This window comes from Bacillus sp. 22446, assembly GCF_052044955.1.
Lineage (GTDB): Bacteria > Bacillota > Bacilli > Bacillales > Bacillaceae > Bacillus > Bacillus altitudinis.
Genome location: NZ_JBQEOD010000005.1, coordinates 59,033 through 75,562 on the forward strand (window position 1 = coordinate 59,033; position 16,530 = coordinate 75,562).

At 40.0% G+C, this 16,530-nt stretch carries 22 protein-coding genes; 17 read left to right on the plus strand and 5 right to left on the minus strand.

Going from position 1 to position 16,530, the window contains the following annotated elements; translation table 11 throughout:
* Window positions 1-80 precede the first annotated feature (80 nt).
* Both ACTJJD_RS11765 and ACTJJD_RS11770 read left to right on the plus strand, forming a co-directional pair.
* The gene (locus ACTJJD_RS11765) at window positions 81-824 is read left to right on the plus strand and encodes a (S)-benzoin forming benzil reductase (RefSeq protein WP_039963912.1); all 744 of its coding nucleotides are present in this window, start codon (window positions 81-83) and stop codon (window positions 822-824) included.
* 144 nt (window positions 825-968) lie between these two features.
* A complete protein-coding gene (locus ACTJJD_RS11770; protein WP_007500462.1) occupies window positions 969-1,502 on the plus strand; it encodes an HD domain-containing protein in 534 nt (177 codons plus the stop codon).
* On the opposite strand, the gene ACTJJD_RS11775 is transcribed toward ACTJJD_RS11770, so the two are convergent.
* Complete coding sequence (locus ACTJJD_RS11775; protein ID WP_039956281.1) at window positions 1,499-2,983, minus strand: esterase/lipase family protein; 1,485 nt, start codon at window positions 2,981-2,983, stop codon at window positions 1,499-1,501. The genes ACTJJD_RS11770 and ACTJJD_RS11775 overlap by 4 nt on opposite strands.
* Window positions 2,984-3,163: 180 nt before the next feature.
* Here ACTJJD_RS11775 and ACTJJD_RS11780 point away from each other — a divergent pair, with 180 nt between their 5' ends.
* The 9 genes from ACTJJD_RS11780 (at window position 3,164) to ACTJJD_RS11820 (ending at window position 9,545) form a co-directional block, all read left to right on the plus strand.
* Entirely contained in the window at window positions 3,164-3,400 is a 237-nt protein-coding gene (locus ACTJJD_RS11780; protein ID WP_003213721.1) for a YuzF family protein, read from the plus strand.
* A 184-nt stretch (window positions 3,401-3,584) separates the two neighbouring features.
* Window positions 3,585-4,688: an AI-2E family transporter gene (locus tag ACTJJD_RS11785; RefSeq protein WP_008345881.1), complete on the plus strand. Its 1,104-nt coding sequence runs from the start codon at window positions 3,585-3,587 to the stop codon at window positions 4,686-4,688.
* Between the two features lie 68 nt (window positions 4,689-4,756).
* On the plus strand, window positions 4,757-4,978 hold the full coding sequence (locus ACTJJD_RS11790; protein ID WP_008345880.1) for a spore germination protein: 222 nt from the start codon (window positions 4,757-4,759) through the stop codon (window positions 4,976-4,978).
* 101 nt (window positions 4,979-5,079) lie between these two features.
* Window positions 5,080-5,301 (plus strand): spore germination protein, encoded by a 222-nt coding sequence (locus ACTJJD_RS11795; protein ID WP_008345878.1) that lies wholly within the window; start codon window positions 5,080-5,082, stop codon window positions 5,299-5,301.
* 94 nt (window positions 5,302-5,395) lie between these two features.
* Entirely contained in the window at window positions 5,396-5,644 is a 249-nt protein-coding gene (locus ACTJJD_RS11800) for a YueH family protein (protein ID WP_008345876.1), read from the plus strand.
* 27 nt (window positions 5,645-5,671) lie between these two features.
* Window positions 5,672-6,079 (plus strand): YueI family protein, encoded by a 408-nt coding sequence (locus ACTJJD_RS11805; protein ID WP_007500468.1) that lies wholly within the window; start codon window positions 5,672-5,674, stop codon window positions 6,077-6,079.
* Window positions 6,080-6,139: 60 nt separating this feature from the next.
* Window positions 6,140-6,691 carry a cysteine hydrolase family protein gene (locus tag ACTJJD_RS11810; protein ID WP_008345872.1) on the plus strand — a complete coding sequence of 184 codons (552 nt, stop codon included), beginning with the start codon at window positions 6,140-6,142 and terminating at the stop codon, window positions 6,689-6,691.
* Between the two features lie 17 nt (window positions 6,692-6,708).
* Window positions 6,709-8,178 (plus strand): nicotinate phosphoribosyltransferase, encoded by a 1,470-nt coding sequence (locus tag ACTJJD_RS11815; protein ID WP_007500472.1) that lies wholly within the window; start codon window positions 6,709-6,711, stop codon window positions 8,176-8,178.
* Between the two features lie 140 nt (window positions 8,179-8,318).
* Window positions 8,319-9,545 (plus strand): EAL and HDOD domain-containing protein, encoded by a 1,227-nt coding sequence (locus tag ACTJJD_RS11820; RefSeq protein ID WP_058213657.1) that lies wholly within the window; start codon window positions 8,319-8,321, stop codon window positions 9,543-9,545.
* Window positions 9,546-9,581: 36 nt separating this feature from the next.
* On the opposite strand, the gene ACTJJD_RS11825 is transcribed toward ACTJJD_RS11820, so the two are convergent.
* Window positions 9,582-9,935, minus strand: a complete 354-nt coding sequence (locus ACTJJD_RS11825; RefSeq protein WP_019744042.1) for a hypothetical protein — start codon at window positions 9,933-9,935, stop codon at window positions 9,582-9,584.
* A 505-nt stretch (window positions 9,936-10,440) separates the two neighbouring features.
* On the opposite strand from ACTJJD_RS11825, the gene degQ reads away from it, so the two are divergent.
* From degQ to ACTJJD_RS11855, 6 genes are all read left to right on the plus strand, one after another.
* A complete protein-coding gene (gene degQ / locus ACTJJD_RS11830) occupies window positions 10,441-10,581 on the plus strand; it encodes a degradation enzyme regulation protein DegQ (protein WP_003213123.1) in 141 nt (46 codons plus the stop codon).
* Between the two features lie 151 nt (window positions 10,582-10,732).
* Entirely contained in the window at window positions 10,733-11,647 is a 915-nt protein-coding gene (locus tag ACTJJD_RS11835; RefSeq protein WP_440608429.1) for a polyprenyl synthetase family protein, read from the plus strand.
* Window positions 11,644-11,814, plus strand: coding sequence for a competence pheromone ComX (comX, locus tag ACTJJD_RS11840; protein WP_074041927.1), 171 nt, complete (start codon window positions 11,644-11,646; stop codon window positions 11,812-11,814). Before ACTJJD_RS11835 ends, comX begins: the two co-directional genes overlap by 4 nt.
* Before the next feature lie 53 nt (window positions 11,815-11,867).
* Window positions 11,868-14,180 (plus strand): ATP-binding protein, encoded by a 2,313-nt coding sequence (locus ACTJJD_RS11845; RefSeq protein WP_144626085.1) that lies wholly within the window; start codon window positions 11,868-11,870, stop codon window positions 14,178-14,180.
* Between the two features lie 80 nt (window positions 14,181-14,260).
* Window positions 14,261-14,902 carry a response regulator transcription factor gene (locus ACTJJD_RS11850; RefSeq protein ID WP_007500477.1) on the plus strand — a complete coding sequence of 214 codons (642 nt, stop codon included), beginning with the start codon at window positions 14,261-14,263 and terminating at the stop codon, window positions 14,900-14,902.
* Window positions 14,903-14,925: 23 nt separating this feature from the next.
* Window positions 14,926-15,315, plus strand: a complete 390-nt coding sequence (locus ACTJJD_RS11855; protein WP_440608430.1) for a hotdog fold thioesterase — start codon at window positions 14,926-14,928, stop codon at window positions 15,313-15,315.
* Between the two features lie 90 nt (window positions 15,316-15,405).
* On the opposite strand, the gene mnhG is transcribed toward ACTJJD_RS11855, so the two are convergent.
* Genes mnhG through ACTJJD_RS11870 form a run of 3 tightly spaced genes read right to left on the minus strand, consistent with a single transcriptional unit; the run spans window position 15,406 to window position 16,524 of the window.
* The gene (mnhG, locus tag ACTJJD_RS11860) at window positions 15,406-15,780 is read right to left on the minus strand and encodes a monovalent cation/H(+) antiporter subunit G (protein ID WP_003213369.1); all 375 of its coding nucleotides are present in this window, start codon (window positions 15,778-15,780) and stop codon (window positions 15,406-15,408) included.
* Window positions 15,764-16,045: a Na(+)/H(+) antiporter subunit F1 gene (locus tag ACTJJD_RS11865; protein ID WP_008345849.1), complete on the minus strand. Its 282-nt coding sequence runs from the start codon at window positions 16,043-16,045 to the stop codon at window positions 15,764-15,766. Before ACTJJD_RS11865 ends, mnhG begins: the two co-directional genes overlap by 17 nt.
* On the minus strand, window positions 16,045-16,524 hold the full coding sequence (locus ACTJJD_RS11870) for a Na+/H+ antiporter subunit E (RefSeq protein ID WP_008345848.1): 480 nt from the start codon (window positions 16,522-16,524) through the stop codon (window positions 16,045-16,047). Before ACTJJD_RS11870 ends, ACTJJD_RS11865 begins: the two co-directional genes overlap by 1 nt.
* Window positions 16,525-16,530 lie beyond the last annotated feature (6 nt).

Genomic DNA, 16,530 nt, shown 5'->3' on the forward strand with positions numbered 1-16,530 from the left:
GCAGGCTTTTCTTTATGCAGATTGCTTGATGTGATACCGATTCACTATTTAAAATAGTGTTATCAAGGGAGGAGATTGTCATTCGAATTTCAATCGTCACAGGCGGATCAAAAGGATTTGGTTTAGCACTTGTCAAACAGCTACTTTCACGCGGGGATAACGTGTATACCGCTGCAAGAAGTGAGTCGCCACTATCCCATCCACACCTCACGCATTCACAGGTCGATCTCACTGATGAGGAATCGGCTGCAAAGTGGCTTCAGGGCATCTTGTCCTCGCAAACTCTCGCAGACGCTGATGACGTCTTGCTTGTCAATAATGCAGGAATGGTGACTCCTATCAAGCGTGCAGGGCAAGGCGGAGAAGATACGCTTCATCAGCATTATACGCTGAACCTTGTCATCCCTGTTTTGCTCAGTCACGTGTTTGTGAGGGAGACACAATCTCTTGAAGGGAAGAAAACCATCGTGCATCTTTCTTCTGGGGCAGCTAAAAACCCGTACAAAGGATGGAGTGCCTATTGCAGTTCAAAAGCAGGGCTTGATATGTTTATGAGGACTTTACATGAGGAACAGCAGGACGAAGCATATCCTGTCACCACGTTTTCCTTTTCACCAGGTACGATTGATACGGATATGCAGGGAGAGATTCGGAAATCCTCCAAACAGGACTTTGAACAAATTGAACGGTTTCAGCAATTACATGAAACAGGTACGTTAAAGAGCCCAGATGAAGTGGCCGGTATTTTACTCGACCTTCTAGCAGATGACCCAGCTGGCGGTTGTGTATACGATGCCCGTGAGTATGGAAAAAAGCAGTCATAACGGCTGCTTTTTTCGTATTGTACAAGCAAAGACAGCTTATCGAGCATAAGCTAATTTTGAGACTCATCGGAAATATGACAGAACATTTGAGTTTCTTTTCAGAATATGTTAGGATGCTAAAAATATAGATAAGGAGGGGTTTCCATGAGAAAGGTTACATTAATGGATGTTTACACCCATCCAGTCGCTCAAAAATATTTAAATCGTTCAGGAAAAGCCCACGCCATTGCTTGTGCTTATCACGCATTCAAACTGGCGATGCAGGCGGGGATTAACCCGGATCTTGCTGTGAAAGCAGCACTCTTGCATGACATCGGCCACTATGAATGGTATACAGCAGGCGGAGAATGGGATTACGAGACATATAGACGAAATGATATTCATGCCATTAAAGGGGCAGAGCGGGCACATAAACTGCTCATACGGCTCGGCGAGGAACCAAAAGCAGCCAAAGAGATTGCCCTTGCGATTTTGCTTCACACAGATTCATATTTGCCAGAGGGCGACCTGCATAAGGACACACTCCAGCAAATTGTGAAGAAAGCAGATGAAATGGACGAAGAGCCTGGTGGACACCATCATTACAGACAAATAGATGAATCACTTGCGCTCAAAAAAATTGCTGATTTGGATGAGAAGGTGCAGCAGGCGCTTCAGCCCATGAAACGCTCTGTTTAATATGGAATATCTCCATGAATCGTTCCGTGCTGATCCACATACAATGTGCGGATCACAGTACGGTTAAATGCCGACGTCCCTGACGCAGTGAGACCTGTGTAATGAACCGTGACGGAATAAGCACCTTCTTTTTTCAATTGAACGGCAGATGAAGAGCTCGTTTTCAGTGGATGATCCTTCTCGGCATCTTTAAAATAAGTGGTCTCTACAGTTTTGCTTAATCGTTTAATCAGCTTGCTCGAATGTGTCGATGCATCTCCTGATTTCGCTGCAGCGATTTTGATTTCTTCATTCAATGGTGAATCAAAGGATACAAGTAGCAAATAAGGATCCTTTTTTCCTGAATTTGATCGAATCGTCCATTTTCCTGGAACGGGTTTATTGATTTGCACATGGTGTGAATAGGCGCCTTCATATGGGAATGATGCTTCGGATGTCGTCAAATTGGTTAAGACATCTCCATTTGGCGCAACGATTTCCGGATTGGCTTCCTGTCTTTCATTTAACCACTGAATCGATAGGCCATTCGTTCCTTCCTCTACATAGAACGCTTCTGTTTTATCCTTTTCACTTTCTCCACCTTTCACATAAACGTTTGTATTTAGCTCTGAAGAGACTGGTTCTTGCTCTTGTTCGTCTTCGCTTTCAGCGCTTGCGGTACTTGCACGCAGCTGTGCCTGAAATACGGGGAACATGCTTGTGCCGTTTTTGATCGAAAAGTGATCCCATTTTCCTGTTAAAATATTGTTTGCATATGCTAGCTTTGTGCTGCTGACCGTCACAGCGCCATCGTTTGCACCAAAGCTTTTTAAATACATGCCGCCTAAATAAAGCACTCCGCCAAAGGTTCCCCAATCTGAACCAGAATAGGTTACATATTTATGAGGGAACGTCTCCAGCTGGTCGGTTTCACTTCGAAAAGCTGCCATCATCCCGGTTTGCAGAGAATAGAGCGCGTCGCTCTTTTGTCCAAGGATTTGCGCAAGCCAGCTTCCGCCTTTGCTATAGGCTAAATCCGCAAGCGGCGTCCCATAATGTGGAGAGCCAAGTGTGATGACTTTCTCTACATATGGATGAGCGTTGTAATACACGAGTGCAGCCTGCGTATCCACTCCACCTTTACTATGACCGATTATGATCAGTTTTCTGCCGAAAAATTCATAGATTTCTTTTAACTTTTCTGCTAATAGTTTTCCATTCTTTTTCATGTCCTGATCTGGATATAAATCTATGAACGCGCTTTCGTATCCGTTCAGAACAGCTTGTTTTGCCATATCGTTTCGATCAGACCATGTGGAGGAAGAACTGTTTATGCCATGTACAAAAACAAGTGGGGGTTTTGACAGGTCTTTTTGTACCGGTTCTTCGCCTTTAAACCACTTTCCTGGTGTACCAGGTGCATCTCCAATTGTGCCTGCGTGCGCATAACTTGCAGAGGATAGTAAGAGCATGACAGCAACGATACAGATTAATTTTTTCAAGATCATTCACCTCTTCAAATAATTTAAGATGTTGGCAGCACCAATCTATTATACTTCTAAAAATTGTAAAAAAATATGAAATGTAAAAATACGGTAATAATGTTGTGGGTTTGCTGAGTGACACTCACATGGGTCATTGCATACGCTGTGGGTAAATACACAAGTAAAGGGGCAGGTAGCATGGCACAACAAGGAAGTCCACAGCTTGTTTCATTAGTTGATCCATATGTTTATCAAACATTGCAGAAAGTAGTCGGTATGAGATTGATTGTTCAAACAGTGAAAGATACAGTACGTGGAAAGTTGAAGGAAGTGATGCCGGATCATATTGTGATTGAGGCGGGGGCAAAATCAGTGTTTTATGTGCGGATCCAGCAAATCGTGTCGGTGATGCCTGATCACAGTGAAAGAGTGTAACAAGCAGACGCACAGGTGTCTGCTTTTTTCAATGCTTACAGAATGTATATCTGGAAAAAGTGCATGATATACCAATTGTTCTTTTTTTTTCAAAAAATATGGTTCTAAAACAAGAAGCAGTTGACAGAAGGTGGGTTGAATAGTAGTTTTTTAATAAGGTCAATACGTAACAGGAGGAGCATCTTTGTTAAAATCTAAAGTTCATTTTTGGACATTCCAAATATTACTGGTTTTACTGATTGTGTATGTATCAACAAAAGTTTCATTTTTATTTCAGCCGATTATTTTATTTGCTTCAACGTTGTTTGTTCCTATTTTACTGGCAGGTATTCTCTTTTTCATCTTTAATCCGATTGTTCGATTTTTGTCGAAGAAGATACCTAGGACGCTCGCCATTCTGATTATTTATCTCCTATTCATCGGGCTTATCACGTTTGTTGTCAATGCTGCTGGACCTGTCATTGTCACGCAGGTGGGTGGACTTGTCAAAAGCTTCCCGGGGTATGTCACGGACATGCAGAAATTTATCAACGACTTCTCGCATTCTAAAACATTTACATGGATGATGAACCAAGATTATGTGTCTGTTTCGAAGTTTGAACAGTCGATCGTTTCGACATTAAAAGATTTACCGGAAAATATTGCTTCCAGTATGTCGGCGGTGTTTGGCGTGATTGCGAATATTGCCCTCGCTGTCATTACCGTTCCATTCATTTTATTTTACATGCTAAAAGACGGGCATAAGTTTCCGGACAAGCTCGTTCAATTTTTGCCAATGCCTTACCGTAAGGAAGGATTGAAGATTTTTAAAGAATTAAACGATACGCTTGCTGCTTACATACAAGGGCAAATCGTTGTTTGTTTATTTGTCGGAGTTGCTTGTTTTATCGGATACTTATTAATTGGTGTGAAATATGCGCTCATTCTCGGCATCATTATTGCGGTGACAAATGTCATTCCATATCTTGGGCCATATCTTGGTGCGGCGCCAGCTGTGCTCATTGCTTTTCTTGATTCGCCTGGAAAAGCGGTTGTGACTGTTATTGTCATTCTTGTTGTTCAGCAGATCGATGGAAACGTCATTTCTCCATTGATCATTGGAAAACGTCTCAACACACATCCGTTAACAATTATCTTGCTATTAATTGGGGCAGGAAGTTTTGGCGGAATCCTTGGCATGATTTTTGCCGTTCCTGTCTATGCGTTGCTGAAAGCCATCACACTCAATATTGTCAGATTGGTTCAGCTGCGTCAGCGCTCTCGAAAAGAACAGCATTTAAACGTTTAGGGCAGATGCACAACTTTTCCCTTTTTGCATAACATAACTCACATAAGCGAATAGGGAGGAGAAGGAAGATGCCTGCGATTGTTGGACCCATCCATATTGAGTCTTTAGGCGGAAACGGCTCGGCTACTTTTGGTGACGTTCTCGCCATTGCCCCTTTGGCTGTAGATCACTCGACCGGTGGAGCGGGAGCTTTTAATTCAGGTGATTATATGTCCCTGACAAGCGATCCGAATGCCACTATGCTTTGGGACTTTACACTGTTTGGCCAGCCTCAATCATTTAATGCATAAAAGACAGCTGATCATATGACATATCAGCTGTCTTTTTTATGTTGGATAGACACGTATTGTTCCGCTAGGCATATGATGAGGGTAGTAAAGGTGGTGGAAAGATGCCAGCAATTGTTGGACCCATTCATATTGACCGTGTCATAGGAAACGGTTCTGCACATTTCGGCGATGTGTTTGCTATTTCGCCAAAAAGTGTGGATCATTCCGCTGGTGGTTCAGGCACCTATAATGCAGGAGACTTTGTTCAATTCTTCAACAATCCGAACGTCACATTTGTTTGGGATTCAAACCTGATCAGCCAGCAAAAGAGCTTTAACGCATAGCCAGCTTTGAAAGGGTCTCCTTTTCAGAAGCTGTCTTTTTTTATGGTACAATGGATAGAAGAAGGAAGAAGAAAAAGGGGGGAAAACACATCAAATGAAAATAAGAAAAGCGCATCTGACAAGCGGGCAACCAACAACCTACAATGTATATTTACATGAAAATAAAAAAGAATATAAAACGCTTGTCGCTGTACCTGATATGGAATGGAGTATTTCTATCGCGTATGAAGACGAAAAAACGCAGCTTGAGCAAGCACTAGAACAATCTTTAAACAAAAGAGTAGAAATAGACGAAGCCCGTGAACTTGCACAAAAAATTGTGCACTGGGTCACAGAAATGTAAATTCAGAAACCAGGAGTGAACACAGCAATGAAAGAAGAATCCGTAGACTTTTATTTGCAGCAAGGGATATTTGGACATGCTGAAACAAAACCAGATGAACGAAGAATGTTTCTCGGCTCATTAAGAGAACGTGCTCTTCTCGCTCTGACAAAAGGACAAGTATCGAGACATAAATCGTATCAAGAGGTAGAGCAAGTATTGAAGGCAAACCGAGAGGCCACTGTTCTTTTAAATGGTGAATTGTCATATGCTTCTTATTCTCCATATGTCAAAATGGCAAATGCCGCTGGTTGTTCTTTTAAAGTGGTCAACCATCACGAGTCACATTCACCTTTTGGGCTTGTGATAGAGGTGCCGCATGCGATCAATCAAGAGCACATCTATATAGAAGATGAGCTTTTTCAAAAAGCTTTTTCTCGTGAATCTGTTGAATAGGTTTCCCTAGTGAAATGAATAAGCTATAATGATTCAAAAGAGCATATGGGAGAGATGCGGATGGGCAAAGCATTGATTTGTATTGATTATACAGTTGATTTTGTTGCAGACGATGGAAAACTGACGTGCGGAAAGCCTGGACAGGCGATTGAGTCGAAGATCACAGAGATCACTTCCTCATTTATTGATGAAGGACACTTTGTTGTTTTTGCCGTCGATCATCATGAAGAGCAAGATCCATATCATCCAGAGACAAAGTTATTTCCGCCCCATAATATTCGCGGGACAGAAGGAATTGAACTTTACGGAAAACTAAGTTCACTATTTCACACGTCAACACATTTAAATCATGTCTATTATATGGAAAAAACAAGATACTCTGCTTTTGCAGGCACTCAATTAGAAATGAAACTGCGCGAGCGTGGCATCACTGAACTTCACCTAGCCGGAGTGTGTACCGATATTTGTGTACTTCATACAGCTGTTGATGCGTACAATAAAGGCTTTGAACTTGTGATTCATGAGAATGCCGTGGCGAGTTTTAATGAAGCGGGGCACGAGTGGGCACTTTCTCACTTTGAGCATACGCTTGGTGCGAAAGTGGTTAAGTAAGGGAAGGAGAATGGAAGTTGGAGCATCGGTTTATTGACGACAGTTTATCACTACATACAGATCTTTATCAAATTAACATGGCAGAAACGTATTGGAGAGACGGCATTCATGAGAAGAAGGCAGTCTTCGAACTCTTCTTTAGAAAGCTTCCATTTGACAACGGCTTCGCTGTATTTGCTGGTTTAGAGAAAGCGATTGAATATTTATCGGACTTCTCCTTCACCGAGAGCGACCTTGCATATTTAAAAGATGAACTCGGTTATAAAAGCGATTTCATTGAATACTTAAGCGGGTTGTCTTTTACAGGGACACTTCATTCAATGCGAGAAGGAGAAATTGTCTTTGCGAATGAACCTATTATGCGCATCGAGGCAACACTTGTTGAAGCGCAGCTAATTGAAACGGCACTGCTCAACATCGTGAACTTCCAGACGCTAATTGCAACAAAGGCGGCTCGTATTAAAGGAATCATTGAAGATGAGACAGCATTAGAATTCGGAACAAGACGTGCGCATGAAATGGATGCAGCCATGTGGGGAGCAAGAGCAGCACTGATCGGCGGATTTCAGGCAACAAGTAATGTCCGTGCAGGGAAACGCTTCAATATTCCCGTATCAGGCACCCATGCCCATGCCCTTGTACAAGCATATCGCGACGAATATACTGCATTTAGAAAATATGCCGAAACACATACAGACTGTGTCTTTTTAGTGGATACATATGATACGGTCAGATCAGGCATTCCAAATGCGATTAAGGTAGCGAAAGAATTCGGAGACAAAATCAACTTTATTGGGGTCAGACTTGATAGCGGAGACCTTGCCTACTTGTCTAAAAAGGCGAGAACGATGCTGGATGAAGCTGGATTCCATGACGCCAAGGTCATTGCATCAAGCGATCTTGATGAACACACCATTATGAACTTAAAAGCACAAGGTGCAAAAATTGATGTATGGGGTGTTGGAACGAAACTGATTACCGCATTCGATCAGCCAGCTCTTGGTGCTGTATATAAGCTTGTATCGATTGAAGAAAATGGTCAGATGAATGACACGATCAAAATTTCTTCTAACCCAGAGAAAGTGACAACACCAGGCCGTAAACGAGTGTATCGCATTATCAATCAATTGAATCATCACTCTGAGGGAGACTACATTGCCCTTGAAGAAGAAGATGTTCAAAGTGAAGATAAGCTGAAAATGTTCCATCCAGTTCATACATTTATCAGCAAATTTGTGACAAATTTTGTGGCGAAGGACCTTCATGTCCCAATTTTTGAACAAGGGAAGCTGGTGTATGATAATCCAGATATCCAAACGATTCAAGCATATGTGCAGGACAGTCTCGGACTCTTCTGGGAGGAATACAAACGAATCAGCAAACCAGAAGAATACCCAGTCGATTTGAGTCAAAAATGCTGGGATAATAAGATGCAGTTTATCCATGATGTGAAAAATAAAATCAAAAAAGAGCTTTATGAAAGCTGATTACCCCGGGAAAGGAGATCATCAAGCCAGATGGTCTCTTTTTTTTCATGTTGGACGATTCAAAATGAACCTTATGGGCAATCATTTGGTATACTGAAGGCACATCTTGTTTGTCATTGCATAAAGGAGGAATGGAGCAGTTGAGGGTGTTTGTTGCAAGGCAGCCTATTTTTAACAGAAAAGAACAAGTCGTATCATACGAGCTGCTTTATAGAGATAGTGAAACCAATACATATAGCGCTGAAGATGGTGATCAAGCGACAACGGACCTCATTATCAATAGTTTTTTAAACATTGGCATCGAAACACTGACAGAAGGAAAACGATGCTACATCAATTTCACCGAAAGCTTGCTTTCGTCTGATCTGCTCACTTATTTTGATCCACATCAGCTTGTGATCGAAATATTAGAAAATGTACCGATTACCCCGGCACTTATTATGAGATGTAAGCAATTAAAAAAGTGGGGATACACGATTGCGCTCGATGATTTCTTTCTAAGCGGAACACATTTTCATGACACGTTACTCGATGAACTCCTCTATTGCATTGATATTTTAAAAATTGATTTTCTGAAAACAACATGTGAAGAACGAAGAGACATTTTACATACATATAAAAAGTATCGACTTCGATTCCTTGCTGAAAAGGTAGAAACGCGAAAAGAATATGAAGAAGCGTTAGAAGCTGGCTTCCATTTGTTTCAAGGATATTTCTTTAGTGAGCCGCACGTCATTTCGGGACGAGCCTTATCGACTAGCTTCCACGCATACCATCAGCTATTGAATGAGCTGAGCAAGGAGCAGCCGAATATTCAGACCGTGACGCACTTTATAGAAAGTGATCTTTCCCTTTCATATCAATTATTAAAAATGCTGAATTCTGGCGGCATGAGACGTCTTTATCAAATCAAGAGTATTCGTCAGGCGATTATCCTGCTTGGGTTTAATGAAATACGGCGATGGATCTTTATCCTTTCATTTAAAGAACTAAATGTCCAAGCCAACTCAAGCCAAAAGGAAATCATCAAAATGTCGTTCATTCGTGCCAAAACGTGTGAACTCATTGCTAGTCGGACTGAACGAGAGCATCCCGCTTCTTATATGCTAACAGGTATGTTTTCACTCATTGATACGCTTGTCAGGGCGGACATTACTGAACTTGTGAAAGAACTGCCTCTTTCGGATGAAGTAGGTGAGGCACTGCTTGGCTATGAAAATGACTATTTCCTTGTGTTAGACGTTGCCAAACGTATTGAACGAAATGAATGGGATGATGAGATGTTAGGTGGAAGTCTCCCTAAGCAGGAAGCCTACGGCTGTTATATAGAAGCCATTGAATGGTGTCATAAAATGTTTGAATCTTAAGAAAAGCCGCTCCCACTAGAGCGGCTTCTTTCTTTGTTATCCCCACTGTAAAAGTAGAAAAAGCCTGCTGGAAGAGAGGGATAAGTAGATGCGGATGCCTTCTGGACTAAAGCGGATATCGATATTGCTTTTCACCCCAATCTGCTTCAGCATTCGAATCACACTTGCGGTGTCAGCACGTTCAGCAGCTTCCATGATTCGCTGTCCAAACGAAAGCGAACCGGAAATCTGCTGTGTAATGAGGGATGCATCAGCCACGAGACGGGTTGATTCCTTTGCAGCCTTTTGAAACGCATGAGCATCTACTGGAGGAAAAGTCATGGGTGTTCGCGGGTATGCGTTTCCCATTGCGGGAACCTGCAAAGGCGGATAAGGAACATAGTAAAACACATGGTCACCTCTTCTCTCATTGAAGTGAATTTGGACGGATATCTGTTCTAAATGTATGAAGAAAATCCGAATAAAGAATCAAAATGATCTTTCTACCTTTGCATATTCATCATAAAAATAGGTACTTTTGCGGTCAATTTCGGTGAATGTCGCCAAAAAATTGCGGTGTCTACAGTAGAGCCTGTCGTCTGACCTATAACATGAAAAACCGAGGAAATAGAGGGGATTGTATGTTCTGTATCGTGAGAATTGTGACGAATGATGCCAGTTCATGTCGCAAAAATGACGTATTTCCTTTGAAATTGAGATAAAAGTATCATTTGAAAAGTCTGAAAATGATGAAAAAAGACCTATTGAATTTTGCGGTATCACGCACACATTTTGTTCATACTTTTCGGTGAAAAAATACTCAATAGCATTTACACTGTTAGTAACAGATCAAATACTTATGACCCAATCAACATACACAAATACATTGATCTTCCAAAAAAGGAGAGTGGAATCGATGGAAAAGTATGAAATCGAAGAACTTAAACAACTATTATGGAAACTTGAAAACGAAATTAGAGAAACAACGGCTTCTCTTCATAACATTAACAAAAGCATTGATCAATACGACAAATATGAATATGTGAAAATTTCTTAAAGACTTGATAACCATCAAGTCTTTTTTTTATCCAAATACATACAAAAAAAGGATATATTATTATATAATTGTTAAATAGTGATGTCAGTGGACATTTGCTTCTTTCTTTTTAGTAAAATAAGAGGCGAGAGGGTGAGGATCAAGATCGAGTATGCTAAACTATCTAGAGAATACAAAAATCAAGCAGAAAATGTCTGATTTTATTCAACATGCAGTCAGGCAAAATGATTTACAAAAGCTGCTTCTCGAATTTACAGATATAAAGAATGAATTTCCTTTTGGGCAATTGGCTTACCAACATTATGAGGCATTTGGCGGACAAGACGAGCAAGCGATTACAAAACTGGCAGCAGGGATTGAACTTCTCATCTTATCTGCCGATATATTAGATGATATTGAAGATCAGGATAATGATTCGTATCCTTGGATGAACGTAAACCAAGGAGTGGCCATCAATGCTTCTACGTATTTGTATACGGTGAGTATCCAATTCATCACATCAATTTGTGAAAATAATTCTCAACTAATAGAGAAACTGTTCCACTTCATCAAAATGTCTATGGAAGGGCAGCATGAGGATTTGAGTCATTTGTATGGAACAGAAGAAGAGTGTGTAGAGGTTTTAAGGAAAAAATCTGGATCTTTAACAGCTCTTTCTAGCGTACTGGGTGTTTATTTAGCGACAAGAAAAATGAATGCCACTGTAGAATCTTATTCGATATATTATGGTGTTGCTGGACAAATCAGTAACGATTTTTTTGCGTTATTTTCAAAAACAAACGGAGATTTTCAAAAAAAACAAACGCTGGCATTTAGTTATTTACAAAGACATTTTAACGATGTCAGTCTAGAGCTTCTTTCCTTCTTTTCTAACCGGCTGGATGAGTCAGAGCAAAAGCCGTTTCAACTGAAGCAAAAGTTACTTGAAGCTGGTTTGACTCAGTACATGGTATCGATGAGAGAGATTATGCTGTTAAAAATGAAGCAAGGAATTGCACAACTTGATTTGCCTAAAACGAAAAAGGAACAATTATATGCATATATGACAAAGGAGGGCAATGATTGAACATTCAAAATGTTATTGCATATTTAGTGAAAAATCCTAGTGTTGTGAATGAATTGGACTTAGGGAATGCAAGTTTAATTCACACAGATGAGGAAACGATGAAAGCAATCATTCAAGGCATAAAAAAAGGGCAAATGTCTGCAGATTATATATGGTACTATAAATGATACTATTCATTTAAAAATGATTTAAAAGTTCTCCAGTTAAGGATGTTTTATACATGAAGATAACTTATACGAAACTATCTGCTTTTTTGGTTTTTCTGTCTTTTTTATTTGTGATCTATGTTTCATATATTTATGTATTTGATATTTTTAATGGAGCACGTGTTGCGGAGAACAAGAATGGTCAAGCAGAAGTTGTCAAAGTCGAATATCTTTCTTTAGCCTACACATCAGGATTAGAAGAAGGAGATATTATACTTAAAATCAATGGAGAATCTGCTAACAATAAAGATCATTTGATCAATGGTGAGCTTAGGAATGTGCAAAGAATTGATATTCAAAGAGGCAACCAAATGATCACCCTAAAAAATAAGACATTGATTGGTCAAGAAAGTTTATTTGTCTATATAATTCCTCTCATCCTGTATTCAATATGTTTATTTTGTATCTTCTTTATCATTCGTATTAACAAAGAGATCCAACGAAAATCAGCATTTCTTTTAGTTTTATTTTTATTAACGATTTGTATCGGATATCTTAGTGCAGGTACTTCGGGTATTGGTGATAGATTTAGCCATTATGTCATCACATTTTGTTTATCAAGTGTATTTATCTTTTATATTCATTTCATTTATCAATATTTCAAAGAGTTTGACCTGCATATAACGACTCGAAAAACAATTTATATTTTATATAGTCTTCCTATAACTAATCTAGTAATAGAGCTGTTTGTTCCAATTGATTCGGCGATAGCCAGATACATGCCGAGTTTAAATCTTTTATTCTTTTTTGCTTCTATTATCATGTCATTCAAAGTCATTATTAATGGAATGCAGAAATATAAAGAGACAGAGCAGGGGTCTGTTTTAAAGTTTTTTGTCATGATTAATATCATAGCATTTTGTCCGTTTATTTTTTTATTTGCAATTCCATATGTTTTGTTTCGTATTTATGTTGTAGATCCCTTTTTCTTAACTTCTTTTGTATTGCTCATTCCTTTTTCACTCGTGTATCAATTCATGACGAACAAACTTTACAATATGGATTTCTTGATTAGTAGACTTAAATACTATGGATTTATTGCCATTACACCGACCATTTTAGTTGTTGTCACGTTTTATATTCTGCAAAAACCAGAAGATTTAAAGTACACACTGAAGCTCGCATTCATCACATATACACTCATGTTGGCTGTTTTCTATTTTAAAGAAATTTTAGATTTCCGTTTTCGTTTGAAACGTTTTTCAGAGAAGTATAATTACCAAGACAGCGTGTTTAAATTTACGCAGCTTATTCGTGAGGCGTCATCACTTCATCAAGTACTGTATCATTTGAAATACACTATTTTAGAAGTGCTCGTTGTGAATAAAGCCTTTGTGCTAGAGGTGAAGGCTAATGGAGAAATGATTGAAATTGATGAATCAACAAATGATAGTAAGTTATGGAAAGAATACGTGGATCAATTTCAAGATATTTTAGGTGAAGTTGGGAAAATCATCGAGCTTGATAAAGGGTTTATGATGAAAATTGGAGAGCGGGGCGGTCACTCGTTTATGATTTGCTGCTTATCCAATATACAGACGCCGAAATTGACCCGCGATGAAATCTCATGGCTGAAAACATTGGCATTTTACACAAGTGTCAGTTTAGAAAATGTCGTCAAGATCGAAGAACTGATGGAACATCTTGAGGATTTGAAACAGCGGGAAGCCAATCCCGCCTGGCTGAAGAAAGTCATGTTCGCCATGGAAGAGAAGCAGCGCTCAGATTTAGCGAGGGATCTTCATGATTCTGTGCTGCAGGATTTGATTTCACTGAAGAGACAGTCCGAGATGTTCTTAACCAATTTCCAAAACAACCAATGCCCAACATCTATTGAAAATTCATTGATCTCATGGAATGAACAAATGTCTAAGGTGATTCAAACCACGAGAGAAACATGTCATGAACTTCGGCCGCAGCTCCTCTATGATTTGGGGTTAGTGAAGGCAATTTCGAAGCTGACTTCGCAAATTCAAGAGGAAGCGCCATTTCATATTAGGCTGAATACAACCCGATTTGATAAAGAATTGGACATTGATATTGACTCACAGCTGAATATTTACCGGATAGTGCAGGAACTGTTATCCAATGCGTTGAAGCATTCTAAGGCCAGCCAAGTCTTAGTGATGCTCATTTGTATTAAAGATCAAGTTGTTCTCCATTATGAGGACGATGGAGTCGGATTTGATGCAAGCCAGCTTGATCAGCACACGATGAGCATGGGTCTTTCTGGCATAAGGGAACGAGTCAAAGCTCTAAATGGAAAGCTTCAAATTCACACAGCACCTGAAAAAGGGCTCAAGGTGAAAATTGAAATGGAATTGTAACGATTTCTTAAGGAATAAGACTTGGCATCTGCCAAGTCTTTTATATAAAATGGAAGTGAGTGATTTAAAGGGAGGAAGACATGAAGAAGATATTGGTCATTGATGATCATCCGGCTGTCATGGAAGGGACAAAAAGCATATTAGAATCAGATCAGCAGCTATCAGTCGATTGTTTAAGTCCTGATGCAGAAGGCGCCTTTTTAAAGACGCATGACTTTTCCATCTATGATGTGATCTTGATGGATTTAAATCTCGGGGATATCAATGGAATGGACATTGCCAAACAAATTCTAGAAACGAATCAACAAGTGAAAATTATCATTTATACAGGATATGAAGTAGATGATTATTTCGAAGAGGCCATTCGAGCTGGATTGCATGGTGCAATAAGTAAAACAGAGACAAAAGACAAAATCATTGAATACATACACCGCACATTGCAAGGAGAAGTTGTCATTCAGCTATCCTATTTAAAGAAATTAATTTCACAGCAGCAAGAGAAGCCAGAACAGGCGCAGCAGACGGATCATGAGCTGTTAACAGAGCGTGAATGTTTAATCTTAAGAGAAGTGGAAAAAGGGTACACAAACCAAGAGATCGCCGATGTGCTTCATTTGAGCAAACGCTCGATTGAATACAGTTTGACCTCCATCTTTAATAAGCTGAATGTTGGATCTCGAACGGAAGCGGTGTTAATTGCAAAATCGGAAAGTGTGCTGTAAACGTGTGAAGGGAGAGGGCCTTGATGGATGTGAGTTGTTCAAATACACTGCTTGAGGCACTGGGGATTGAGATTGTGGAATGCAATACGTCACGATGCGTGGCGACAATGCCAGTCGATCACCGAACAAAACAGCCATTTGGATTACTGCATGGAGGAGCATCAGCTGCTCTAGCAGAAACAGTGGCAAGCATGGGTGCTGCTGCTCATTTGGATTTAACGAAGCAGGTTTGTTCAGGTATTGAAATCAATGCCAATCATTTAAAATCTGTACGTGATGGAGTGGTGACAGCTACAGCTGTTCCTGTACATGTAGGGCGGCGTACAATGGTATTCCAAATCGATATAAAAGATGATCGAGACCGTCATATCTGTACGTCAAGATGTACACTCGCTGTCATTGATCGCATATAAAAAAGCTCCCGGTGCAGCGGAAGCTTTTTTTAATACCCTTTTATGAACATGCAGGTAAAGTGAACAAGACCTGAATGTCATATTCTTCATTTATAAATAAGAGTCTTCTTTTCGTTTAATGACAAAGTTACGGAAACCGCCATAATCATCTTGGACACTTCGTTTGTCCATTTTCACACCAGTGTTGTAAGCGGCTCTTCCGATCAAATGAGCGCCGACTGGTGCGGTCAGAAAGATAAAGACAATCCCAAGCAGGATTTTCGCAGAGATGATCCCTGCAAGAAACCATTCATGAAAGAACACACCAACTAAAATGAGAACAACACCAAGTGTCGATGCTTTTGATGCAGCATGCATACGTGTGTAAACATCCGGCAGGCGAAGGACACCAATGGCTGAAATCAAACAGAGGATGGCGCCAAGCAGAATAAAGAAAATCACGATCGCTTTAGCGATGACGATCATTTTCAATCACTTCCCCTTTCTCAAGGAATTTGGAAAAAGCGACAGTGCCTATAAAGGCAAGAATACCGAGCAGTAAAATAATTTCAAAGAACGTAGTGGTTTTCAGTAAGATAGACACGATGGCTGTCATCCCAATTAAATTGATTCCTATCGCATCAAGCGCACTAACGCGATCTGGGATAGAAGGTCCTTTGATGACCCGTATGACAAAAAGCAAAGTAGACAGCGCAAGAATTCCAAGTGACATTTGCAAGATCAGTTCCATTACTTACCGCTCACCTCCTGAATCGCTTTTTCAAATGATACCCGAATATCGTGGATGGCTTTTTCAGCATCTTCAATATCCATCGCATGAATGTATAAAATCGAACGATCATCGGAAATATCGATGACCAGTGTACCAGGTGTTAATGTAATCATATTGGCCAGTATGGTGATTTCCCAATCTGTTTTTAAATCTGTACGAAAGGCGAAAATACCAGGCTTGATCTTAAGCTTTGGAGATAACACCGTCTTGAGTACACTCAAATTAGCAAGAAGCAGCTCTCTGATAAAAATGATGACGAGCTTGAAAATCGCATAAAGGGCATAGCCGTAAAAACGTTGAGGGAAGAATCGCCGTAGCATAAAAATGGCGATCATCCCTAGTGCAAAGCCTGATACAAAGTCTGCAGCTCTGTATGTATCATTCATAAACATCCATGTAAAGGCGAGGAGAGCGTTTAATAATATTTGAAAGGCCATGTTCAT